The sequence below is a fragment of the Nesterenkonia halobia genome (assembly GCF_039536005.1).
In the GTDB taxonomy this organism is placed as follows: Bacteria; Actinomycetota; Actinomycetes; order Actinomycetales; family Micrococcaceae; genus Nesterenkonia; species Nesterenkonia halobia.
In genome coordinates this window covers 27183-49290 of sequence record NZ_BAAAYG010000001.1, presented here as the reverse complement: position 1 = coordinate 49290, position 22108 = coordinate 27183, and the positions used below count along the sequence as shown (strand labels likewise).

Here is a 22108-nt window from a genome sequence, read left to right as displayed (position 1 = left end):
CTTCCGTTGTCATATCAGGTCGTTCCAGGGGTGAGCAGAGAGCGATACTCAGTCATCGGCCGGCACTGTCCAACCCTGGCGGGATCGGCGAGGTAGCTCGACGACGAAGGTGGCACCCTGGCCTGGGCCCTCGGAGGTGGCACGGAGCGTGCCGCCGTGGGCCTCGACCAGGGCCCGAGAGATGGCCAGCCCGATCCCGGAACCACCGTGGTCACGGTCTCGGGCGGCGTCGGCGCGGTAGAAGCGTTCGAAGAGATGGGGCAGATGCTCGGCGTCGATGCCCTCACCGGTGTCGGACACCAGCAGGGTCAGGTGATCTTCCCCAGAAGTGACAGCACGAAGAGTGACATGGCCGTCAGAGGGAGTGTGACGCAGGGCGTTGCTGAGCAGGTTGGCCAGCACCTGCCCGATGCGCTGCCGGTCGACCTCCACGGTTCCGGTACGCGCTTCGATCTCTAGCGACAGTGTGACGTCCTTTGTGGCGAAGGCCTCGCTGTGTGCCTCTGCCGCCTCCTGGAGCAGCGCCTCGACGGGATGATCGTCGCGCTCGAGGACGATGCGTGCCTCCTGGGCGCGGGAGACGTCATGGATGTCCTCGACCAGCCGCTCCAGACGTCCCAGCTGCCCGGCCATCAACTCTTTCGTGGGGCCGTCCCAGGAAGCGACCCCGTCCTGGAGGGCATCGAGGTAGACAGACAGTACCGAGACCGGAGTGCGCAGCTCATGGGCCAGATCCGAGAGCATCCGCTGACGAGTCGCCTCGGTGCCCTCCAGCCGGGAGGCCATCGTGTTGAACGCCCCGGTCAGAGTCCCCACCTCCGGGCCGCCTGCCAGTTCCGGCACCCGGGTGTCATAGCGCCCAGAGGCCATGCTCCGGGCTGCAGCGGTCAACTGGCCCAGAGACCGACGGATACGTCGGGCGCAGAATGCACTGACCGCCAGCGCACACACCACGGCAGATCCCAGGGCCACACCGAGGACGAGCAGCGTCGTGTCACGGTAGGCCTGTTCAGCGTGGAGTAGCTCCGCTGATCCTTCACGGTGCCCGGCCATCACCAGGTGTTCATGAAAGATCGGCGGCCCAGCCACCCAGGCCACCACCACAGCCGCCGAGAGACTCGCGGCGACCACCAGAAGCTGCGCGGCGAGAAATCGGAAGGTCAGGCTTCGTCTGGCGCTCACTGGTCGACCATCCGGTATCCGAGGCCGCGGACAGTGTCGATATAGCGTCCAGAGTCATCATCGAGCTTGCGGCGCAGATTCCCGATATGAACATCCACCAGGCGTTCGTCGCCCACCCAGGCCGGTCCCCAGACGATGTCGATGAGTCGACGGCGGGTCATGACCTGGGGCTGATGCGTCGATAGCGCCGTCAGCAGGTCGAACTCCGTTCTCGTCAGCGGGACCGGGCTTCCCTCGACCCGCACCTCGTGAGCAGCAAGGTCGAGGGTTAGTTTCCCGTACACCCGGACTGGCTCAGTGGAGTCGACGACGTGGCGCGGACGGCGGAGCACTGCGGCGATGCGGGCGACGAGCTCACGGATGCTGAAGGGTTTGGTGATGTAGTCGTCGGCGCCGGCGGCCAGCCCAGCCAGCTTGTCCTCCTCGGATCCTCTAGCAGTGAGCATCAGTACGTAGCACTCCGAGAACGTCCGTAGCCGGCGGCACACCTCGATCCCGTCCAACCCGGGCAGCCCCAGATCCAGGACCACCACGTCGGGATCTCGTGAACGGGCGAGGTCGAGGGCCTCAGGCCCTGCATAAGTAGCCTCTGCGGCGCATCCGGCGCGGGTGAGGTAGGTGGTGACCATGCGCGCCAAGGGTTCTTCATCATCGACCACCAGCACCCGTCCCGCCAGGATCGGGGAGTCATAGCCAGAGTTCATGCCTCCAGTCTGTCCTCTGCCGAACTGGAGGTGTTCTCACCTGGCACGTGTCCGGGAGCATCTTCATAGGACCTTCACACCGGCCACGTTGCAACCCCCGAAAGCAGAACCGCTTCTGGCCTTCTGGGGACCGTCGGGCGAGGATGCGGCGAGACTCGGAGATGCGCCAGAGATGTGCTTGGGCTGCTGGCATCACCTCGGCGGCGTTGGGTTGAGGGCGATATGCGGCCCTGAGCGCGGCTGTTCAGCCTTGCTCGCCTTGTCGGAGACCACCATCGGTGTCCGCCATAGAGCACCGATAGAACACCGCCACTCACCTTCAAAAGCGACATCAGTAACGGTGGTTAGTGAGTGTGCGCAGAAAGGTAACGAAGTGACTGAGTGTGGCTACCGGAGATGAGTGGCGGTATTTCGTTGGAACTGGTTGGCGGATTGGTGAACGTTCCAAGCAGGGTCTGCCACGCCGAACGGGGCGAGAATCGGGCGACGGAGTGTGTGCCGTAGCGCTCTGCGCGTCAACCCGTGGGGAGGTTCGCCGAACGCGAGCACGCATTGACCCCGTGCCTGATGCTGGACCATTCGACGCGAAACATCGCTGGACTACTTGCGTTATGCGGTCTATCAATCAGAGGAGGGGCGCTCCACGCTCTGTGGAGCATCCCTCCTGTGGTTTGCATCACTGTCATGCGATCGAGGTGGGGGTCAGCTGGCTGTAAGGCCGGCTTCGCTGAGCGCGGACAGGGCTGCTCGCAGTCGCGTGTCGGCGTCATCGGCGACCTCGCGCACTCGGGGGCTGCCGCTGAGCTGAACCATGGTCTGAGGGTCAATGGCCTCCACGATGGCCCGTTCGTCGTCATCGCCGCGACGAACCACGACGTTGCAGGGCAACAGGGCGCCGAGCTCCGGCTCGGCAGCTAGGGCCCTGCTGGCCAGACCAGGGTTGCACGCGCCCAGGATCACGTAGTCGCCGACGGCTTCGGCGGCCTCTTCGTCCAGCTTGGCGGCGAATGTCGCCTTGACGTCGATCTCGGTGAGGATGCCGAAGCCTTGGTCGGCTAGAGCGGCGCGGGTGCGTTCCACGGCCTGGTCGTAGGGCAGGGGAACGGTGACGGTGTGGGTGTAGGTCATGGTGACTCCTCCGGATTGGCTTCACGTTTCAGGCTGTCAGGCTCCCCCGAGTTCAGCCTATGGAGAGGGACTGCCTCTCCAGGCCCTTGCCACAATCAGCCGGGGGGGGGGGGCGGAGGGTCCCGCCGGGCGAGGCTGTCCAGACATCCATAGCTAATGCCTGTGGTCACTACTCGGGCGATGGGAAGCGGGTGTCCCCGCCTTGCTGTGTGCGGCAGGAGTCACGAGATCAGTACTCATTGGTTGTCGAAGGGTAAATGGCGACAATACTCCGCGGCAACGTCTCAGTGACGATCGTTTACGGGTTGACGAGGGGGTCTCTAGTAATTCGCGCCACGTTTCAACGGATTCGCCCCCTTGATACCCCAGGGGGTATATGTGAGGATTGGGTATATACCCCCTGGGGTACTCAAGACGATGAAGGGAAGGAGCTCACCATGCTTCTGGAACGGATCTACGACGAGGATCTGGCTCAGGCCAGCTACGTCATCGGCTGCCAGGCGACCGGGGAGGCGATCGTCATCGACCCGCGCCGCGACGTCGGCGAGTACTTCGATCTCGCCGCGCGTCACGGGATGCGGATCGCGCATGTCGCCGAGACCCACATCCACGCCGACTATCTCTCCGGCACTCGCGAACTCGCCGCGGCCGCGGACGCGACGGCCCACGTCTCGGCCGAGGGCGGCGAGGACTGGCAGTACGGGTTCGACGCCGAGCGGCTGCACCACGGAGACGTCATCTCCCTCGGCAACGTGCGCATCGAGGCCCGCCACACGCCCGGCCACACGCCTGAGCACCTGGTCTTCCTGATCACCGATGGCGCCGCCGCCGATGAGCCGGGATACATGATCTCCGGGGACTTCGTCTTCGCCGGAGACACCGGCCGCCCGGACCTGCTCGACGAGGCCGCCGGCGGCGAGGACACCCGCTTCGAGGCCGCGCACCAGCTCTTCGAGAGCCTCAAGCGCGAGTTCCTCACCCTGCCCGACCACGTGATGGTCCACCCGGGCCACGGTGCCGGAAGCGCCTGCGGCAAGGCCCTGGGCGCGCTGCCGGCGACCACGGTCGGCTACGAGCGGCACCACGCCTGGTGGGCGCCCCACCTGGCGAACGACGATGAGCAGAGCTTCGTCGACGAGCTGCTCTCCGGCCAGCCCGACGCCCACTCCTACTTCAGCCGCATGAAACGGCAGAACACGCGCGGTCCCGAGATCCTCGGCCCCCGGCAGCCTCTGCCGGAGCTCGACGCCGCCACCGTGCGCAGCGCACTCGAGGAGGACCGCGCGCTCTTCGTCGACAGCCGGCGTCACACCCAGGTCGCCGAAGGCACTGTCGTGGGCTCGCTGAACATTCCGGGAGACGGCAAGACCGCGAGCTTCGGCGCCTGGGCCTATGACCCGGAGCGCAACACGCGGCCGCTGATCCTGCTCGCCACCGACGCCGACGACGCCGAGCGCCAGCGTGCCCACCTGCTGCGTGTGGGCATCGACCAGGTGGCCGGTTATGTCACCAGTCGTGAGGGGCTGCAGGAGGTGCGGCCGCCGCAGATCTCTCCGGCGGGGTTGCAGGACGTCGAGCCGGCGATGCTGCTGGACGTGCGCACCGCGAACGAGCACGCTGCCGGCCACATCCCCGGATCCCACCAGCTCAGTGGAGGCAGGGTCCTCTGGCACCAGGACCAGCTGCCGGCGGAGGGCCCGATCGTCACCTACTGCCAGTCCGGGCGGCGCAACTCCGTCGCCGCGAGCGCTCTGCGCAGCCAGGGCCATGACGTGCGCGAGCTCGTCGGCAGCTATGCCGGCTGGTCGGAGTGGAAGAACTCCGGAGCCTGATCGAACCAGAATCCAGCACCCATCATCGACGACAAAGGATTCTCATGTCTGAGACCACCACGACCATGTCTCCCGACCAACTGGCCGCCGCGATCGACGCCGACCGTGCGCCGCTGATGCTCGACGTCCGCACCCCGGCCGAACACGCCACGATCCACGTGCCGGGTTCGATCAACGTGCCGCTGGACATGCTCCAGCAGCACCGTGAGCGGCTCGCCGCGCGCCTCGCCGACCGGAGCGACGACGTCGTGCTGCTCTGCCAGAGCGGCCGGCGGGCCGGCCAGGCCGCGCAGGAGCTGGCCGCCGTCGGGCGCGAGGCGACCGTGCTCGACGGCGGCGTCTCCGCGATGGGCCAGCAGCACGACCGGCTGACCCGCCGCGCCGGCGACCGATGGGCGATGGACCGACAGGTCCGGATGGCCGCCGGATCGCTGGTGCTGACCGGCTTCCTCGGCGGAAAGCTCGTCTCCCCGGCCATCGGCTATCTGGCCGGAGCAGTGGGGGCGGGGCTGACGTACTCTGCGCTGTCCGATTCCTGCGCCATGGCCAAGGCACTGGACAAGATGCCGTGGAACCGGGATGTCCCCGCCCCGAGTCTCGACGACGTCTTCGCCGCCATGCCGACGACGGCCCGGCGCGACGGGACCGAGCGGTGAGCCTGCCGCCGCTGGTGCTGGCCCTCGCCGCCGTCGTCGGAGTCCTACTGGGGCTGCTCGGGGGCGGCGGGACCATCCTGGCGGTGCCACTGCTGACCTATGTCGCCGGAATGCCGACCAAGGAGGCGATGGCCGCATCCACGGTGATCGTCGGCGTGACCGCGGCGGTCACCCTCGCGGCGCCGTCGCGGCGCGGCACCGTGGCCTGGCGTACGGGCGCGCTGTTCGGGGCGGCGACCATGACCGGCGCCTTCGGCGGCGGAGCGCTGGGTGCCCGCCTGCCGGACACCTTGCTCATGGTGCTCTTCGCGGTGCTGATGGCCGCCGCGGGACTGGCCATGCTGCGCCGACGCTCCACCCAGCGCACCCGACCGGCCCCCGGGACCGTCGCCGTCCTCGCCCAGGGCCTCGGCGTCGGACTGCTGACGGGAATGGTGGGCGCCGGCGGCGGGTTCCTGATCGTGCCGGCGCTGGTCATGCTCGGAGGATTGTCAATGCCGATCGCGGTGAGCACCTCGCTGCTGGTCATCGCGATGAAATCGCTGACCGGAATGGCGGGTTACCTCACCACCGTGTCGATCGACTGGACGACGACGCTGCTGGTGACCGCGGCGATGGTGGCCGGGTCCTTGATCGGCTCCAGCATCGCCCGGCGCGTGCCGGCATCGGCTCTCACACGCTCCTTCGGCGTCCTGGTGCTCGCGATGAGCCTGGTGGTGCTGGCCGTCGAGCTGCCGGGCCTCTGGGGCCTGGGCGCCGGATTCCTGGTATCCGTCGCCGGCGTGGCACTGGGATCATGGAGCAACACAGGATCAGAACGAGGAGACGATGATGAGGGAAGCAGACCCGGAAGTCCAGCGCAGGATTGTGAACCGCCTCAAGCGGGCCCGAGGGCAGCTCGACTCGGTGATCGACGCCGTGGAGGAGGGTGACAGCTGTCGGAATGTGGTCACCCAGCTCGCCGCGGTCTCGACGGCGCTGGATCGCGCCGGATTCAGCGTGGTCTCCTCGGCGATGCAGTACTGCGTGACCGACCCCGAGGGCGCGAAGGAGGCCGAGGACGGGCTGACGGTCGAGGAGCTGGAGAAGCTCTTCCTCTCGCTCTCCTGAGCCCGAAGAGTCGGAACCTGCCGATAGCTGGTACGAGAATGCCGGTCGCCCACTGTGATCGCATCCTCACACTCGGCCCTCATCCCCTCCGGCAGCTGCCAGGGCAGAATCATTTGGCGTGGAATCCAGTAAGGGGAACCTCTCGCGGCTGCTGGTCATATTCGAGGAGCTGCGCGAGTCCTCGCAGCTGATCGTCGTCACCCACCAGAAGTACACCATGGAGGTCGCCGACGCGCTCTACGGCGTCTCCATGCGCCAGGGCGGATCCACCCGAGTGATCTCGCAGCGGTTGGCGGGGACCGGATCAGCGGTCTCCGTCTCGACGCGCCGCCTCAGGTCTGAGCGCAGCCCGCGATCACCGCCAGGGCGTAGGGCAGGTGCACCACGGCGGCGCCGCCCACCAGCAGCAGCGCGGTGCCGGTGAGCGCCAGCGCGGCAGCCGTGCCGCCGGGCGATCCGCGGCGCGCGGTGAGATGCCGGATCCTGTCCACGCCGGCGGCATGCAGCGCCAGCGGTGCGGCGTGAGGCGCGGGCGCCGCGGGGGCCGGCGTCCGGCCGCTCTCGCCCAGCTTCAGCAGTGCGCGCGCCAGGGCCGGGGTGCCAGTGCGGCGTCGTGCCGCGTCGTCGGCGGCGATCTCCAGGTAGTGCGGCACCGCCTCGGCGATCGCAGTGATCAGCGGGACCCACCGCAGTCGGCGGCCGATCCCGCCGGTCAGCGCGAGGACCAGGTGGTGCTTCTGGCGCAGATGTGCGTTCTCGTGGGTCAGTACGGCGAGCAGCTCGTCGTCGGAGAATTCGTCGATCAGACGCTGGGAGATCACGATGCCGCAGTGGCGAGCAGGCAGGCTGTAGGCGACCGGATGAGAGTCCCCGACCACGGTGACCCGGAACCCGAGCACGGTGCGGGCTCGACCGGCGCGTCGCAGCGCGCTGCCGGCTTCGTGCAACGCCGGCGCGCGGCCGCGGCTGCTCACCAGCATCGAGACTGCGACGACGGCGCCGAGCAGCAGCACCGGCAGCGCCAGCAGAACGGTCGGCCCGACGGCGTCGAAGCCTCCTCCGAGGGCCCATGGGTCGGCGGCGGCCAGGCATCGGCGGCAGACCGCCCCGCTCGGTCCCGAGAGCGCGACATCGTGGCCCATGGCCCGCCAGGCCAGCATCGGGCCGATCGCCGCGACGCCGGCCAGCCACGCGGCCAGGGTGCCGAGCATGGCGAGGACGGCCAGACGGGGAGTGCGCCGCAGTGTCGGGGCTGCGGCGCGGACGACCCGCGGACCGAACAGGCCGGCGAGCAGCAGCAGGGCGACCAGCAGGATCGCTGCGAGGACCAGGGTCATGGTCGGCTCCCGCGCCGACGACGGGCGGTGTCCTCGTCGGGCTCCGGGGTCTCCGCGTGCGCGTCGCCGGAAGTCTGCTTTAGATACCGGCGGAGCATCGTCAGCTCCTCCTCGGGCATGTCCTGGACGAAGTGCAGGATGGAGGCCGAGCGGTCGCGGCTGGACTCCAGGACATGGCGCATCATCCGGGCGGTATGGGCCTCCCGGTCGACGGTGGGCAGATAGAACACGGCGCGGCCCTCACGCCGCGGCTGCACCAGGTCCTTGCGCTGCAGGTTCTGCATGACGGTGGCGATCGTGGTGTAGGCCGGCCGCTGCGGCAGCGCGTCCATGACGTCGCGGATGCTGCGGGGGCTGGTCTCCCAGAGCAGCTCCATGACTCGGGTCTCCAAGGGCCCCAGCTGTGGCGACGGCGCGTTCGGGTGCTGCGCATCGGTCGTCGTCATCGCAGCACCGTCTTCGCCGCCTCGGAGGCATTCCGGGCCGGTCGGACGGGCACGGGGCAGGCGATCTGCCCCTTGAGTCGGATCACCAGCGCGACGGCGCTGAGCACCGTCGCGGTGACACCGAGCACGGGCTGGACGGGGTGGAACCAGGTCATCGCGCCCGAATAGCCCAGAGCGAGGATCACCAGCTTGTTGCAGACCGGGCAACCTACGGCGAACCAGGCCAGCACCCCTCCGGCGAGGCCCATGCCGCCGCCGCGGCCGTCGTCGGCCTCCCGGTCCGCGCCGCCGTCGCTGCTCGTGCTGTGGTCCGCACCCCCGAGACGGGCCGCGGCCGACGGTGCGGAGCGATGCGGCCGGACGTATGTGGCGAAGAGCATGCCGCTCAGCCCTGACAGGAGCAGCCAGACCGGGTAGTTCCAGGCGACCGGCGCGACGTCCCGGGAGAAGAGGGGGTTGGGGATCAGCACGGTGACGATCCCGATGAGCACCGCCGTCGCGCCGGAGGCGATCACCGCGGCGATGATCTGGCGCGGGGTCCACAGCCGCAGCGCGTCCCGAGCTTGCCCGAGGGCGGTCCTGATCTGCTGCGCGGTGCGTCCGAGAAAGCTCATCGACTGCCACTATGCCGCATCGTCGACGATCTTGCATAGTTACTATCCGAAGTAGTTACTATGGTCGGTAGTACTCATTATCCGCCCCCCCGACCCGACTCCCGAGAGGGGACCTGATGTCGAGACATTCTGCACTGACCGGACGCAGCTGGGTGATCCCGGTCGTCGTGGTGGCCGTGGCCGCCGTCGTGATCGCCCTGCTGCTGTGGCCGGGCGGCGACGAGGACTCCTCCCGAGCCGGATCGGCAGGTTCGGAGCCGAACCGCGCCGAGTCCGCGCCCACCGACGTGGTCACCCCCGGAGAGCAGGAGGACGGTACGCAGGACTCCCAGACGCAGGACTTCAGCTTCGTCGAGACCCACGAGGAGGAGGACCCCCTGGCGCTCGGGCCGGTCGACGCTCCTGTGACCATGGTGGTCTTCTCCGACTATCAGTGTCCGTACTGTGCGTCCTGGAGCCAGGACACCCTTCCGGCGATGATGGACTACGTGGAGGCCGGCGACCTGCGGATCGAATGGCGCGACCTGAACGTCTACGGCCCTCCCTCGGTCCGCGCGTCCAAGGCGGCCTACGCCGCAGGAGTGCAGGACAGCTTCATGGAGTACCACCACGAACTCTTTCCCGAAGGCGAGCACCTGGCGGAGGACCAGCTCACCCGGGAGGCGCTGGTCGGCCTCGCCGGAGACCTCGGCCTGGACGTCGAGACGTTCCGCGAGGACATGACCTCCCAGAAGACCGCCGATCAGATCGAGACCAACAGTTCGCTGGGCACGGACCTCGGCCTGTACTCCACGCCGGGCTTCGTGATCGACGGCGAGCCCATGGTCGGGGCCCAGCCCACCGAGCAGTTTACCCAGCGGGTGGACCAGGCGCTCGTCGACGCAGGGGCGTGAGCCGACGATGGAGATCAGTTTGCTGACCGCCCTGCTGGGCGGAGTGCTCGCTCTGCTCAGCCCGTGCGGAGCCCTGCTGCTGCCGGCGTTCTTCGCCTCCACCTTGGGCGGCCGCGGCCGGCTTCTGCTCCACGCCGGTGTCTTCTACGGCGGTCTCGTGGTCACCCTGGTGCCGCTGGGGATGGGTCTGGGGGCCATGGGCGACCTGCTGTCCTCCTCCCGTGGAGTGCTGGTGGTCGGGACCGCGGTGCTGCTGATCGTCCTTGGAGTGGCCCAGACGCTTGGCTTCGGCTTCGACCTGTCTCGGCGCCTCCCCGGCGCCGATCGTCTCCAGCAGCACGCCCACCGGCGCACCGGGATGCTGCGGACGCTGCTCCTCGGCGCGGCCAGCGGCGTCGCCGGCTTCTGCGCAGGCCCCATCCTCGGGGCCATCCTGACCCTGGCGGTGGGGCAGGGCAGCGCCCTCCGTGCGGGACTGATGCTGGCGGTCTACGGACTGGGCATGACCCTGCCGCTGCTCGTGCTGGCCGCCGCCTGGACCAGGCTTAGTCCACGGACTATGTCGCTGCTGCGGGGCCGCGGGTTCCGCGTCCTGGGGCGCGAGCTGCACACCACCTCGGTGCTCACCGGCCTGCTCATCATGGGAGTGGGCGTCCTCTTCTGGGCCACCAACGGCCTGGTGTCGGTGCCCTCGTTGCTGCCCACCGCCGTGCAGCGCAGAGTCCAGTCCGCAGTGGGAGAGCTCGCCTCCTCCGGCGCGGATGCGGGGCTGGTTGCCCTGGCCGCCGTCGTCGTCCTGCTGATCTGGTGGCGCATGCGTCGGCGCGCCTCCGTCCGTGGAGGAGCTCGCGCCGAGTATGCCGCGGAGGACCCTCGATGAGGGCAGAACTGCGTTCCGCGCGCCGGTGCCGTGCCCTGGCCGGGCTGGCTGTGGTCACGCTTGCCGTCGCCGCCTGTGTCCCCGGGGGACAGGACGGCGCCGCGGAGGAGACCCCGCCCTACGAGCCCGAACCCGTGCAGATCGACGAGGCGGCTCCGCAGGCGGAACAGGGCCGTCTCCGACTGCCGCGGCAGCTGCAGGGTCTGGGGCTGCGCGATCCCGGCTGGGACAGTCCGCCTCGGACCGCCGACGGGGTGTTCCTGGCGCCAGGCGAGACCGACGGCGTGCTGACCTTCTCCGCCGTCGACGCCTCCGGGACGATCCTCTGGCAGGCCGAGCGCCCGGTCAGCTGCACCGGATTCACGATTACCAGCACCGGGGACCGTCCGCTTGCGGTGCTGACGGACCGGGCCGACGGCGAAGGATTCGGCGCGACCACGGCCACGGCCTATGACCTGCTCAGCGGCGAGAAGGTGTGGGGGCCGGTGGAGGTTCCGGGACCGCATCAGGGCCCGGGCACGGTCTTCGCTCCGCCGCCGGAGGGCGCGATGGGCGAGTCGGGCCCCGGCGTCGTGCTCGATCCCTCCACCGGCGAAGTCATCGTCGACGAGCGTGGGGACGCGGCCCCGCGAATCGTGGGGGAATACCGTGGAACGGTCCTGACCGCAGAGGACGGCCGACTGCAGGCTCGCCGCGCCGCAGAGAGCGGCACGCTGTGGAACGTCGAACTGAGCGAACTCGGGTGGGAGGCCGGAACCGTCGACGGACGGCGCAGCGCGACGCCGGACGCGCAGACGGCGGCGCTGATCGGCGTCGCCTCCGACGACGCGGCTCTCATCGATCTCGACTCCGGCGACGTGATCGCCGACGACCTGCGTGACGCCGCAGAGGATCCCACCAGTGGGACATGGATCACTCTGGGCGAGGATCTCGCCGGCTACGACTCCTCGGGCCGTCGGCTCTTCACCCATGCCGACGCCTCCGGCCTGGAGATCGCAGGCATCGGCGGCGTGCTGGTCTACCTGCGGAGTGATCAGGATCGTCTGCAGATCCACAATGTCACCACCGGCGCCGTCGGATCCGCCTACGACGCCGAGGAAGAGGGAACCATCGCGGTCCCGCGGCACATCTCAGTGCGTGGCACCGGAGTAGTCCGCTCGACGTACGGGTACCTGCTGGCGCCGTCCGATCAGTCGGGCGAGTCGGATCAGTCGGGCGGATCCCCGGGAGGATGACGGCGGCCCCGTCGGCGGCGCGGTGCCGTGCGGCGAGCGAGCGGCGAGAGGTCCCGGACGCTGGACGGAAACAGGGCCAGGTTCAGCACCGTTGTCCCTCAGGTGGCCGCCGTCGCGACGGGGCCCTCATCGATCCCCCCGTTTGCTTCTAAGTGTGCTGCTTCTCCGGCAGGATGAGCAGTGTTGGCCGGTCCGGTCTCTGGGCATGATCGTCTGCCTCCAGTCATCAATGATCCGGGGGGGGGTCACCCAGGGGCCGGTCACGGGTGGATCGTGGAGCGCTGATAGGGCCTCTGTGTCAAGAGTCGGCCGATGCACCTGGGCTGAGGTCCTTGAGAATCGTGCGGTAGATGACATTGGTCAAGTCCGGTGGAGTGGTGTATGAGCCGTGATCCTTCTCGGCTACGGCCTTGGGATCAGGCCGCCAGCGGATCGATCGTGCGGGAGCCCACCTCTTCGTTGAGGATTCCACGGGCCTCAGCATCGGCATCAGCGTCACTGGCGAGCCGAGCCTGTTCGAGGGCGTCGAGATTCATATACCTACGCCCCTCAGCCCACTCGTCGTGCTGCTCGGCCAGTACCGCCCCGACCAGGCGGATGATCGCATCCCGGTCGGGGAAGATCCCGACCACGTCGGTGTAGTAAGCGGATCTGACTGTTCAGCCGCTCGTTGGGGTTGTTCGACCAGATCTTGGCCCACAGTTGCTTCGGGAAGCAGGTGTTGGCCAAGATCTCCTCCCGAGCCTGTCCGAGATGATCAGCGACCTTCGGCAGCTTGGCCTCCAGAGCCTCGACGACCCGGCCGAACTGGGCATGGACCTCCTCAGCCTCGGGCTGGTCATAGATGCTGTGCAGCAGCGTCTCCACCCACGGCCACGAGGCCTTCGGCGGCTGGCTCATCAGATTCGCCGTATAGTGGCTCCGGCACCGTTGCCACGACGCGCCGGGCAGAGTCGCGGCGATCGCGGCCTTCAACCCCGGATGGACATCGGAGGCGACCCGTTTGACCCCGGTCATCCCGCGGGCGCCCAGATCCCGGAAGAACGCCAGCCAGCCGGCACCATCCTCACTGGAGGTGACCTGCAGTCCCAGGATCTCGCGGTGGCCGTCGGCGTTTATCCCGGTGGCGACCAGCGCATGGACCGGCACCACCCGGCCGGCTTCGCGGACTTTGAGCACCAGCGCGTCGGCGGCGACGAACGTCTACGGGCCAGCATCCAGCGGGCGGGCACGGAAGGCGGCTACCTGCTCATCGAGCTCGCTCGCCATGGTCGAGACCTGGGATTTGGAGAGGCTCTCGATGCCCAGGGAACCCACGAGCTTATCCATCCGCCGGGTGGAGACCCCGAGGATGTAGCAGGTCGCGACCACCGAGGTCAGGGCACGTTCGGCGCGCTTGCGGCGTTCGAGCAGCCAGTGAAGGGAAGTAGGAACCTTCACGGAGCTTGGGCACAGCCACATCCAGGGTGCCGGCACGGGTGTCGAAATCGGGGTGGCGGTAGCCGTTGCGCCTAGTGGTCCTTGTCTCGCTGGCGACCCCGTAGTCAGCGCCGCAGACCGCGTCGGCCTCGGCAGAGAGCAGACTGTTGATGAAGGTCTGCAGCAGGTCGCGCAGCAGGTCCGGGCTCGCCTGGTGGACCTGTTCCTCGAGCAGGCGGGTGAGGTCGATACGCCGACGGCGCGGCGGTCATCGTGATGCCTTTCTCCGTGAGGGAAGTAGAGAGCTATCTCGAAGGATTACACGGTGGCCGCCACGTCGATGTCTTCGACGCGCTCACCGGGTTCCGTAAACCACTCTGGCGGACGCTACTTACATCGGTCATAGTGCTATTCCTCTCTGCATGTCACTGCCGGGCGTTGCTGGGTCAGCTTGACGTCTCGAGCCACAAAGTAGGGCCCCCTCTCGAGAAGACGAGTGAATGTGTGTCAGGCCGATGTGTGTCACCACAGACCGAATCTCCTGCGACCTGAAGTCGATGCGTCCGCATCGGTGAGTGGAGTCGGGGCAGCGCCCCCGAGGAGCGAAGGAGGAGAGGACCATGGCGCAGGAACGCATGGGCGAGAAGTCGGTCGCGGGGAATCTGGTGGAGGATCCGCGTCGGATCACCACTCCTGCAGGTCGGGAGCTGGTCACACTGCGACTGGCGGAGAACCAGCGCCGGTTCAACCGTGAAGCCCGCGAGTGGGAGGACGCCGGCGCCAGCTTCTACGACGTCGCGATCGACAACGAACGGCTGGGCAACAACGTCGAGTCGAGCCTGCACAAGGGCGACCACGTGAGAGTCGATGGCAACTACTCGGTCGAGCCCTATGTGACCAACGAGGGCGAACCGGGGCTGAACCGTCGCATCTGGGCCAACGACGTGGCGGCAAGTCTGCGCTTCGATGCGGTCGAGATCGGTGCTCCGGAGCACGAGCGCGGCCCGGACGTCGGAGTAGAGGCCCAGCAGCCGGCACGTGAGCAGCAGGTCGGGGTCACCTCGGAGGCGCAGCAGCTGCAGCGTGAAGCTGAGGAGTCCTGGGCAGTGGCGCAGCAACAGCAGGCCCAGCAGCCGGGCCAGCCCGGCCCGAGTGGCGGCTGAAGGGCCAGGCGATGGCTTGAGCGATTGAGCGGGATCGGAGGCGAGACATCGCGCGCGGGTTGACGTGGCCGCTCGCGATGTGGAGTTATGTAAAGGAGCGCATGTGGCGCAGCGCGGACGGAACAAAGTTGAGAATCAGCTGGCCCTGTTCGATATCCAGGGCGGCAGGCCAGCCGTAGAGCCCGAGAGCACCGGGCGCGGAGGTGACGAGGATGGCACGCACAACAGTGACCGAGCTCCGGCAGGGAGCGTTCTGGCTGCAGAACTCTCGGACGCGAATGATGGTTCCGACGCAGAAGGAACCTCAGCAGTTCGTCCCGCACGACGAGGGGCTGCTGCGCAGCGCGGCGAGCCAGATCGAGGAGTATCTGGAGCAGGTCGACTGGGAGAACGACCCGACGAGCTGGCAGCGGCCGAGCGAGGTGCCGAGTCTGCTGGGGACACTGCCGATGGACGAGGAGTACGACCAGCTGTTCCAGGTGATCCCGGAGGGTCACCCGCCGGCGCTGACGCCGGAACAGGATCAGATCTATACGATCATCGACTGGACCCAGGCGCTGCTGACCGCTCGGGGGACGCCAATGAGCCCGGCCTTCATCCGGTACAGCAAGGCCCGGTGGATCACGTTCCTGAATCTGGTGTACCCGGAGCGCGACGGCCAGGAGCTGGAGTTCCGGTGGTTCCAGGGCAAGGACCGGGCCACCCAGGAGAGGCACCTGGCCGAGCAGTTCACGATGCTTCGGGAGGTCTTCGACTGGATGATCCAGCAGGGGATGGCCCCGCTGGAGAAGACCGAGGATCAGGTGCTGCCGGATCTGCTGGAGCTGACGATCGAGCAGCAGATGAACGAGTATCGGAAGGCCGGCCGGATCCCGGAGACGTCGCAGACGCAGGAGCCGGCCCCGCAGAGCTGAGCGGCACGCCGGTCACCTATAACCGGCAGCAGGACCCGCCTGAGACACCGTCGTCGGCCGAGGAGCGGGCGCGGCTGAACATCGCCGCGTTGGAGGTGCTGCGGCGCGTCGAGGACGAGCAGCGCCACGCCACGACTGAGGAGCAGCAGGTGCTGGCCGGCTGGACGTCCTGGGGCGCGGTGCCGAAGATCTTCGATGAGCAGGACGAGACGCTGGCCGATGAGCGTCAGCGTCTGCGGGCGCTGCTCAGCGACAGCGAGTGGGAGTCGGCGAAGGCGACCACGCTGAATGCCCACTACACCGATCCGCGGATCACCGCGGCGGTGTGGCAGTCGCTGCGCGGGGCCGGCTTCGACTCCGGTCGCGTGCTGGAGCCCGGCTCCGGTGCCGGCGCGTTCATCGACCGGGCCCCGGCCGGCGCGGAGATGGTCGGTGTCGAGTTGGACGAGACCACTGCGCGGATCTCGGCACGGCTGTATCCGCAGGCCCAGATTCATGCCCAGGGCTTTGAGGAGACCCGCTTCCCCGACGGCTCCTTCGACGCGACGGTAGGCAATGTCCCGTTCGGCGACTTCCGGCTGCACGATCCGCGGCACAACGCCAACCGGCACTCGATCCACAATCACTTCATCATCAAGGCGCTGCGCCAGACGGCCCCGGGCGGCTACGTCGCGGTGGTGACCTCGTCCCACACGTTGGGCGCGAAGACCTCCAAGGCACGGGACGAGATAGCCCGTCACGGTGATCTGGTCGGCGCGGTGCGCCTGCCGGAGGGCACCTTCTCTCAGGCGGCCGGCACCTCAGTGGCTACCGACGTGCTGATCCTGCGCCGCCGCGAGCCCGGCAAGACGGTGACACAGGACCAGGTCGATACCTGGGTGTCGCCGGCGACGAAGCAGGTCACCCTCGAGGGATACACCCACGAGGTGAGCTGGCCGGCGTACTTCGAAGCCCATCCGGAGAACGTCATCGGCGAGGTGACAGCCGGCACCGATCAGTACGGCAATCCGATCGCGCGCACAGTCCGCGATGGGCTGGACGTCGATGGCATCGCCGCGCAGCTCAACGACCGGTTGACGACGATCGTCACCGACGCAGAAGCTGCGGGGCTGGGCTTCCAGCCGCAGGTCGAGCAGGGTGTGAGCGTGCCGGAGCACGCGCCGGGGTTGCACGAGGCTCAGGTCGAGGAAGCCCGGGTCGGCCACATCCGCATGGTCGGGACGGGGAAGACCGCACAGCTGCAGCGCTACACCCCGGACCTGACCTGGGAGCCGGTCAAGCATCCGAAGACCCGGATGGAAGAGGCCGCGGCGCTGCTGCAGATGCGCGACCTCGCACGCGAGAGTCTGGATGCACAGTCCGCCGGCGAGACCGAGCGGGCCGAGGAGCGCCGGCGGGCGCTGCACCAGGCCTGGCAGAGCCACTACGAGACCTTCGCTGATCGTGTCGAGGACGGGGCCTCGGTCCGGGGCATCAACCGTCGACAGCCCAAATACTCCTCGCTGAAGCAGAGCGATCAGCAGGAGCTGGTGCGGGAGATGGCCGCCCAGTGGCGTCAGGATCAGGCCGTCGAACCTGATACCGAGATCCCTGCCGAGGTGATGGAGGGCTTCGCTGAGGAGGCGGCGCGGCCGCGGCTGGTGCGAACCGAGCAGAAGCACCTGGACTTCCTGCGCAGCGACCCTGACCTGGGACTGCTGCTGAGCGTCGAGACCTACGACCCTGAGACCGGCACGGCCGCCCCGAGTCGGTTCCAGCAGCATGATGTCGTCGCCGCCGGCAGTCGCGCGGTGCGCGCCGAGAGCGTCGAGGACGCGGTGGCGATCAGCATGGACGAACGTCGGCAGGTCGATGTCGACCGGGTCGCCGAGCTGCTGGACGTCTCGGCCGAGGACGCCCAGGCACAGATGCGCGGCCACGTGTTCACCGACCCGGAGACCGGGCGGATGACCAGCGCGCCGCAGTACCTGGCCGGCAACGTCCGCCGGAAGCTCGCGGTCGCCGAGGAGGCCGCCGGCGAGGATCCGGAGACCTACGGGGAGAACGTCACCGCCCTGCGGCAGGTTCTGCCCGGCACGATCGACCTGCAGGACGTCCGCGTCGCCCCCGGGGCGCGGTGGATCCCGGCGGAGTACCACCAGCAGTTCGCCCGCGAGCTGCTGGAATCCGACGGCGTCGAGGTCTACCGCGGATCGCTGGCGTCCCGGGATCATGCCGTCGCCGGACAGGACCAGTGGTCGGTGCGCTCACCGCAGGCCGGGCTGGCCGATCACATCCGCTACGAGTACGGGGTGCCGAAGCACCGCAAGACGCCGCACCAGATCCTGGAGCTGGCGATGAACGGCCGGCCGGTGCGGTTCACCACCGAGAACGACGAAGGCAAGCGCGTGGTCAACGAAGCCGCGACCCAGGCCGGCCGCGAGAAGGTCGCCCGCGTCCGCCAGCGGTTCCAGGAGTGGGTCGTCTCCGACCCGGTGCGCAAGGCGCAGCTGGAGCAACGCTACAACGAGCTGTTCAACTCGGTGGTGCCGGCTGACTACCGCAAGGCCGGGGCCGCGCTGCAGCTTCCCGGACTTGCCGAGGACCGCAAGCCCTACACCTACCAGGCCTCTGCGGTGGCGCGGATCGTCAACGAGCCGACCACATTGCTGGATCACGTCGTCGGGGCCGGCAAGACCGGCACAATGGTCATGGGCGCGATGGAGCTGCGGCGCACCGGCCAGGCGGCCAAGCCGGCGATGGTCGTGCCGAATCATCTGGTGGACCAGATCGCCACCGAGTTCCGCCAGTGGTACCCCGACGCGCAGGTGATGGCGATCCCGGCCGGGATCGGCGCCGGAGAGAAGGCTGCCTGGGTCGCCCGGGCCTCAGCCGGCGACTGGGACTGCGTGGTGATCCCGCAGACGACGTTCGAGGCGATCCCACTGGATCCCGAGCGTCGGCGGTCCTGGTTGAGCGAGGAGATCCAGACTGCCGAGGCCCACGCGCGCGAGCTGGCCGAGGAGAAGGGCCGGGGCAGCGCGCATGTGAAGCAGGCCCAGAAGGCGGTGCAGAAGCTGCAGGCCCAGTACAAGGAAGATGAGTCGAGGAAGTTCACCGGCATCACCTTCGAGCAGACCGGCATCGACTACCTCTTTGTCGACGAGGCCCACCACTACAAGAACCTCGCCCGAACTGCGGAACTGTCGGAGCTATCGCACAGCGGCTCGAACCGTGCCCGCGACCTGGAGCACAAGCTGCGGGCACTGCGCGAGTTCAAGGTCGAGGACGCCGAGCGGCGCGGGGTGAACACCGACGGGTATGTGCCGGCGGTGGCGACGTTCGCCACCGGCACCCCGGTGGCGAACTCGATGTCGGAGCTGTGGGTGATGCAGCGGTATCTACGGCCTGACATGCTCTCCGAGATGCATCTGGACAGCGTCGACGCCTGGGCCGGGCAGTTCACCGAGGTCGAGACCAAGATGCAGCTCTCGGTCACCGGGTCCGGCTATGAGCCCAAGACCAGGGTGTCGAAGTACGTCAACACCCCCGAGCTGGCCGAGATGAACCGCGTGTTCACCGACCGAGTGACCTCAGCCGACCTCGAGGTCGGCATCCCCGATATCGAGTCCGGGCAACGGCAACTGCTCACCCGGGATCCGTCGGAGGATGTGGCGGCCTACACCGATGAGCTGATCCAGCGGGTCGAGGACATCCGGAACGGAGCGGTCGATCCCAGCGAGGACAACATGCTCAAGCTCTCCAGCGACGCCCGCGGGGTCGCGCTGGACCCGCGCATGGTCGGACTCGCCCCGGAGTCCGACGGCGGGAAGCTGGGGGTGGTCGCTGACACGATCACCGCAGTGCAGCAGCAGACGCAGGATCGGACCTATCGGCTGCCCGACGGCACGACGAGTCCGCGGCCCAGTGGGCTGCAGATCGTCTTCTGCGACCAGGGCACCCCAGGCAGCTCGGCGGTCGATGTCTATGCCGCGCTGCGCGAGGAGCTGGTCTCCCGCGGGATGGACGCCGGGCAGGTGGCCTTCATCCACGACGCCGACGGCGACGCCGCCCGCGCCGAGCTGTTCCAACAGTGCCGCGACGGCCGGGTCAACGTGATCGTCGGCTCGACGCAGAAGATGGGCACCGGGGCGAACATCCAGACTCGGGCGGTGGCCCTGCACCACATGGACGTGCCCTGGCGACCGGCGGACCTGGAGCAGCGCGAGGGTCGGATCCTGCGGCAGGGCAACCAGAACGAGTCGGTCCAGCTCTACGCCTACGGCACCGAGCGGACCTTCGATGTGCGTAGCTGGGACATCGTCGCGCACAAGGCGAAGTTCATCAGCCAGTGGAAGTCGGGGATGGTCACCGACCGCGAGATGGATGATCCGATCCCGGCGCTGGAGTTCAGCGCGGCCGAGGCCGCCGCGGTGCTCACCGGTGACCCGCGGATCCAGCAGCGCGAGGATCTGGACCTGAAGATCCGCGAGCTGAAGACTCTGGAGCAGTCCTGGCAGCAGTCGCAGTCGATGCTGCGGACTGAGATGCGTCAGATGCAGCGTCGCGCCGAGTTCCTCGACCGCGAGCTTCCCAACCTGGAGGAGATGGCCGGTCGCGTGCGTCCGACAGCCGGCGAGGCGTTCGCCCTCACGGCCGCCGACGGTGCCCGGACCACTGACCGGGGCGAGGCCGGCGAGTATCTGGAACGGCTGGTGCGCCAGGAGGCGACCCGCCGGGATCAGGCTGACTTCATGGCACCGACTGAGCCAGTGTCTGCCGGCCGTCTCGGCGGCATCGACCTGAGCGTGCACAGGCACCTGAACAAGGTCATCATCGGCACAGGAATACCCGGCGTGCAGGCAGAGGTCGGTGTGGACCAGGTCCAGCAGAACAAGGCCCCGGGACGCGGGTTGATCACCCGCGCTGAGAACCTCGTGGCAGGACTGGAAGAGCGCGTCCATGACTGGGACACCGAACGCCAGCACTGCCGCGAGCGGCTGGAGCAGCTTGCCGGCCAGCAGTCTGATGGCTTCGAGCATGCCGAAGAGCTGGCCGAGATGGAGGAGGAGTTCGCCCGGCTGGATGCCGAGATCAACGGCACTGACAGCGACACCGAAGAGGCCTCGGCACCGGTGGCCGGCGACCAACTGGCCCGGGTCTACCCGGACCAGGAGATGCCGGCGAACAGTCTCCGCGAAGGCGACGTGATCAAACACGGGACCGACTTCTTCTCCGTCGCGGTGGCCGAGGGTACTGACGGCGAGTCGACGGTGTTCCTCTACGACGGCGACGAGTTCGGCCAGCGGCCCACCGATGATGTGCTGCGCGACAGCGACGAGGTGGTCCGGCCGGCGCCCTACACGCGGGCCGAGCTGGTCTCCCGCCAGTGGGGGCAGCTCAACGAGCACGAGCAGCTGTTGGCCGAGGTCGATGAGGACACCGAGCGCGTCGAGTCGATCCACAAGGTGGCCAAGTATCCCCAGGGCACACCGGTGAGTCTGCGTGCTCGCGACACCGGGGGCGTGGTCCGCGCGACGCTGGGCGAGCAGCGCGGCGGCAGCCGCGCCTTCATCGCCGAGGACGGCACGGAGCTGCAGCGGATGAACGACTTCACCCCCTCGAGGATCGTGGTCCACGACATCGGCGAGATGATCGCCGAGGAGCGTCAGCGCGCGGCCGAGCTGGCCGAACGCCGAGCTCGGGAACGCAGCCCGTACCACTTCCTGCCCGGTGAAGTGCTGGAGGAGGACATCGAGCACTTCGGATCGGCCGGCGATGTGGTCATCTCGCACCCGCGGAACCTGCGCGCGCAGGCACTCGACCCCGAGACCGGACAAGTGCGGGAGATGCGCGGCATGGCAACCCCTGGCGAGTACCAGACGATCAACCCGGCGATGCTGTCGGTGGAGGAATCGCGGCGGCTCTATGGAGACAAGGAGCCGGGCGCGGTACGCGTCGACGAGCTGCGCCGCGGGGATGTCGTCGACGTCTCCGCGATCGACACCCGCGGTCAGCAGGGTAAGAAGGCCCAGATCGTGCAGCGCACGCCCTTCTCCTACGGCGACGACGCCCGCATCGACATCACCTACCGCACCCTGGGCGTCAACGCCGGTTCCGGGGCTACCGAGGAGGGCAGGAAGAAGGCCGGCTCACCGGTGCATGTCTACGCCCGCACCACCGGAGCACTGACCGCTCAGGAACGCGCCCAGCTCTACTGGCCCGAGGCCGAGCAGAAACCCGCAGCCGAGCTGACCTCCGAGATGGACGGACAGCGCGTGGTCGTGCTGCCGGAAACCGACCTTGCGGTCCCTGGCACTGTCGAGGCCAGGTGGTCGCCCGGTCCGGGAGAGGACGCTCCGGTCATCCGGGCGGACGACGGACAGATGTGGTCCTGCGACCGCGGCGAGACTCAGGTGGTCTCGTTGCGGGAGGGACTGCGTGTGCAGGACCTCTACACCGACGGGCCGGGCACGGATCCGGTGGCCGGCCCGGAGGACGAGGAACCGCCGCACGCACGGATGGAGGAAGACGCCGCGTTGGCGATGGCCGCTCAGTCCCCTGCCGGAAGCCCGGCGACGTCGGGGCCGGTCCTGTCCTGACCCGGGTCGAGTTC

The 22108-nt window shown here is 68.3% G+C and carries 16 protein-coding genes and 2 pseudogenes; 11 read left to right on the top strand and 7 right to left on the bottom strand.

Translation table 11 applies throughout. The annotated features are described in order from the left end of the window. Positions 1-48: 48 nt before the first annotated feature. The 3 genes from ABD652_RS00175 to ABD652_RS00165 form a co-directional block, all read right to left on the bottom strand. On the bottom strand, positions 49-1182 hold the full coding sequence (locus ABD652_RS00175) for a sensor histidine kinase (RefSeq protein ID WP_344717167.1): 1134 nt from the start codon (positions 1180-1182) through the stop codon (positions 49-51). Continuing rightward, positions 1179-1886 (bottom strand): response regulator transcription factor, encoded by a 708-nt coding sequence (locus ABD652_RS00170; RefSeq protein ID WP_344717166.1) that lies wholly within the window; start codon positions 1884-1886, stop codon positions 1179-1181. Before ABD652_RS00170 ends, ABD652_RS00175 begins: the two co-directional genes overlap by 4 nt. Before the next feature lie 702 nt (positions 1887-2588). Next, complete coding sequence (locus ABD652_RS00165) at positions 2589-3014, bottom strand: DUF302 domain-containing protein (protein ID WP_344717165.1); 426 nt, start codon at positions 3012-3014, stop codon at positions 2589-2591. A 437-nt stretch (positions 3015-3451) separates the two neighbouring features. Between ABD652_RS00165 and ABD652_RS00160 the strand changes: the two genes are divergently transcribed. The 5 genes and pseudogenes from ABD652_RS00160 to ABD652_RS13935 form a co-directional block, all read left to right on the top strand. Next, complete coding sequence (locus tag ABD652_RS00160; protein ID WP_344717164.1) at positions 3452-4846, top strand: MBL fold metallo-hydrolase; 1395 nt, start codon at positions 3452-3454, stop codon at positions 4844-4846. 44 nt (positions 4847-4890) lie between these two features. Continuing rightward, positions 4891-5502: a rhodanese-like domain-containing protein gene (locus tag ABD652_RS00155; RefSeq protein WP_344717163.1), complete on the top strand. Its 612-nt coding sequence runs from the start codon at positions 4891-4893 to the stop codon at positions 5500-5502. Beyond that, a complete protein-coding gene (locus ABD652_RS00150) occupies positions 5499-6434 on the top strand; it encodes a sulfite exporter TauE/SafE family protein (protein ID WP_344717162.1) in 936 nt (311 codons plus the stop codon). The genes ABD652_RS00155 and ABD652_RS00150 overlap by 4 nt, the downstream gene beginning before the upstream one ends. Continuing rightward, entirely contained in the window at positions 6334-6612 is a 279-nt protein-coding gene (locus ABD652_RS00145) for a metal-sensitive transcriptional regulator (RefSeq protein ID WP_344717161.1), read from the top strand. Before ABD652_RS00150 ends, ABD652_RS00145 begins: the two co-directional genes overlap by 101 nt. 136 nt (positions 6613-6748) lie before the next feature. Further along, a pseudogene (locus ABD652_RS13935) lies at positions 6749-7036 on the top strand (hypothetical protein); the annotation flags it as partial. Here the strand turns inward: ABD652_RS13935 and ABD652_RS00140 are convergent. The 3 genes from ABD652_RS00140 to ABD652_RS00130 are packed head-to-tail and all read right to left on the bottom strand — an operon-like array spanning position 6945 to position 9009. Then, a complete protein-coding gene (locus ABD652_RS00140; protein ID WP_344717160.1) occupies positions 6945-7949 on the bottom strand; it encodes a M56 family metallopeptidase in 1005 nt (334 codons plus the stop codon). The pseudogene ABD652_RS13935 and the gene ABD652_RS00140 sit on opposite strands and share 92 nt — an antisense overlap. Then, entirely contained in the window at positions 7946-8395 is a 450-nt protein-coding gene (locus ABD652_RS00135) for a BlaI/MecI/CopY family transcriptional regulator (protein ID WP_344717159.1), read from the bottom strand. Before ABD652_RS00135 ends, ABD652_RS00140 begins: the two co-directional genes overlap by 4 nt. Further along, on the bottom strand, positions 8392-9009 hold the full coding sequence (locus ABD652_RS00130; protein WP_344717158.1) for a hypothetical protein: 618 nt from the start codon (positions 9007-9009) through the stop codon (positions 8392-8394). The genes ABD652_RS00135 and ABD652_RS00130 overlap by 4 nt, the downstream gene beginning before the upstream one ends. 116 nt (positions 9010-9125) lie before the next feature. Here ABD652_RS00130 and ABD652_RS00125 point away from each other — a divergent pair, with 116 nt between their 5' ends. The 3 genes from ABD652_RS00125 to ABD652_RS00115 are packed head-to-tail and all read left to right on the top strand — an operon-like array spanning position 9126 to position 12017. Further along, positions 9126-9902, top strand: coding sequence for a DsbA family protein (locus tag ABD652_RS00125; RefSeq protein WP_344717157.1), 777 nt, complete (start codon positions 9126-9128; stop codon positions 9900-9902). A gap of 7 nt (positions 9903-9909) precedes the next feature. After that, the gene (locus ABD652_RS00120; RefSeq protein ID WP_344717156.1) at positions 9910-10782 is read left to right on the top strand and encodes a cytochrome c biogenesis CcdA family protein; all 873 of its coding nucleotides are present in this window, start codon (positions 9910-9912) and stop codon (positions 10780-10782) included. After that, complete coding sequence (locus ABD652_RS00115; protein WP_344717155.1) at positions 10779-12017, top strand: hypothetical protein; 1239 nt, start codon at positions 10779-10781, stop codon at positions 12015-12017. The genes ABD652_RS00120 and ABD652_RS00115 overlap by 4 nt, the downstream gene beginning before the upstream one ends. 416 nt (positions 12018-12433) lie before the next feature. On the opposite strand, the pseudogene ABD652_RS00110 reads toward ABD652_RS00115, so the two are convergent. Beyond that, a pseudogene (locus ABD652_RS00110) lies at positions 12434-13708 on the bottom strand (IS256 family transposase). Positions 13709-14056: 348 nt separating this feature from the next. Here ABD652_RS00110 and ABD652_RS00105 point away from each other — a divergent pair. The 3 genes from ABD652_RS00105 (at position 14057) to ABD652_RS00095 (ending at position 22094) form a co-directional block, all read left to right on the top strand. After that, the gene (locus ABD652_RS00105) at positions 14057-14599 is read left to right on the top strand and encodes a single-stranded DNA-binding protein (protein WP_344717154.1); all 543 of its coding nucleotides are present in this window, start codon (positions 14057-14059) and stop codon (positions 14597-14599) included. 212 nt (positions 14600-14811) lie between these two features. Next, the gene (locus ABD652_RS00100; protein WP_344717153.1) at positions 14812-15513 is read left to right on the top strand and encodes a hypothetical protein; all 702 of its coding nucleotides are present in this window, start codon (positions 14812-14814) and stop codon (positions 15511-15513) included. A 95-nt stretch (positions 15514-15608) separates the two neighbouring features. Then, complete coding sequence (locus tag ABD652_RS00095; RefSeq protein WP_344717288.1) at positions 15609-22094, top strand: DEAD/DEAH box helicase family protein; 6486 nt, start codon at positions 15609-15611, stop codon at positions 22092-22094. The last annotated feature ends 14 nt before the right edge of the window (positions 22095-22108 follow it).

Bases quoted from the DNA above. Each gene is read 5' to 3' on its own strand.
- ABD652_RS00170 (WP_344717166.1), bottom strand. From the start codon at position 1,886: ATGAACTCTGGCTATGACTCCCCGATCCTGGCGGGACGGGTGCTGGTG.
- ABD652_RS00165 (WP_344717165.1), bottom strand. From the start codon at position 3,014: ATGACCTACACCCACACCGTCACCGTTCCCCTGCCCTACGACCAGGCC.
- ABD652_RS00160 (WP_344717164.1), top strand. From the start codon at position 3,452: ATGCTTCTGGAACGGATCTACGACGAGGATCTGGCTCAGGCCAGCTAC.
- ABD652_RS00155 (WP_344717163.1), top strand. From the start codon at position 4,891: ATGTCTGAGACCACCACGACCATGTCTCCCGACCAACTGGCCGCCGCG.
- ABD652_RS00145 (WP_344717161.1), top strand. From the start codon at position 6,334: ATGAGGGAAGCAGACCCGGAAGTCCAGCGCAGGATTGTGAACCGCCTC.
- ABD652_RS00140 (WP_344717160.1), bottom strand. From the start codon at position 7,949: ATGACCCTGGTCCTCGCAGCGATCCTGCTGGTCGCCCTGCTGCTGCTC.
- ABD652_RS00135 (WP_344717159.1), bottom strand. From the start codon at position 8,395: ATGACGACGACCGATGCGCAGCACCCGAACGCGCCGTCGCCACAGCTG.
- ABD652_RS00130 (WP_344717158.1), bottom strand. From the start codon at position 9,009: ATGAGCTTTCTCGGACGCACCGCGCAGCAGATCAGGACCGCCCTCGGG.
- ABD652_RS00125 (WP_344717157.1), top strand. From the start codon at position 9,126: ATGTCGAGACATTCTGCACTGACCGGACGCAGCTGGGTGATCCCGGTC.
- ABD652_RS00120 (WP_344717156.1), top strand. From the start codon at position 9,910: ATGGAGATCAGTTTGCTGACCGCCCTGCTGGGCGGAGTGCTCGCTCTG.
- ABD652_RS00115 (WP_344717155.1), top strand. From the start codon at position 10,779: ATGAGGGCAGAACTGCGTTCCGCGCGCCGGTGCCGTGCCCTGGCCGGG.
- ABD652_RS00105 (WP_344717154.1), top strand. From the start codon at position 14,057: ATGGCGCAGGAACGCATGGGCGAGAAGTCGGTCGCGGGGAATCTGGTG.
- ABD652_RS00100 (WP_344717153.1), top strand. From the start codon at position 14,812: ATGGCACGCACAACAGTGACCGAGCTCCGGCAGGGAGCGTTCTGGCTG.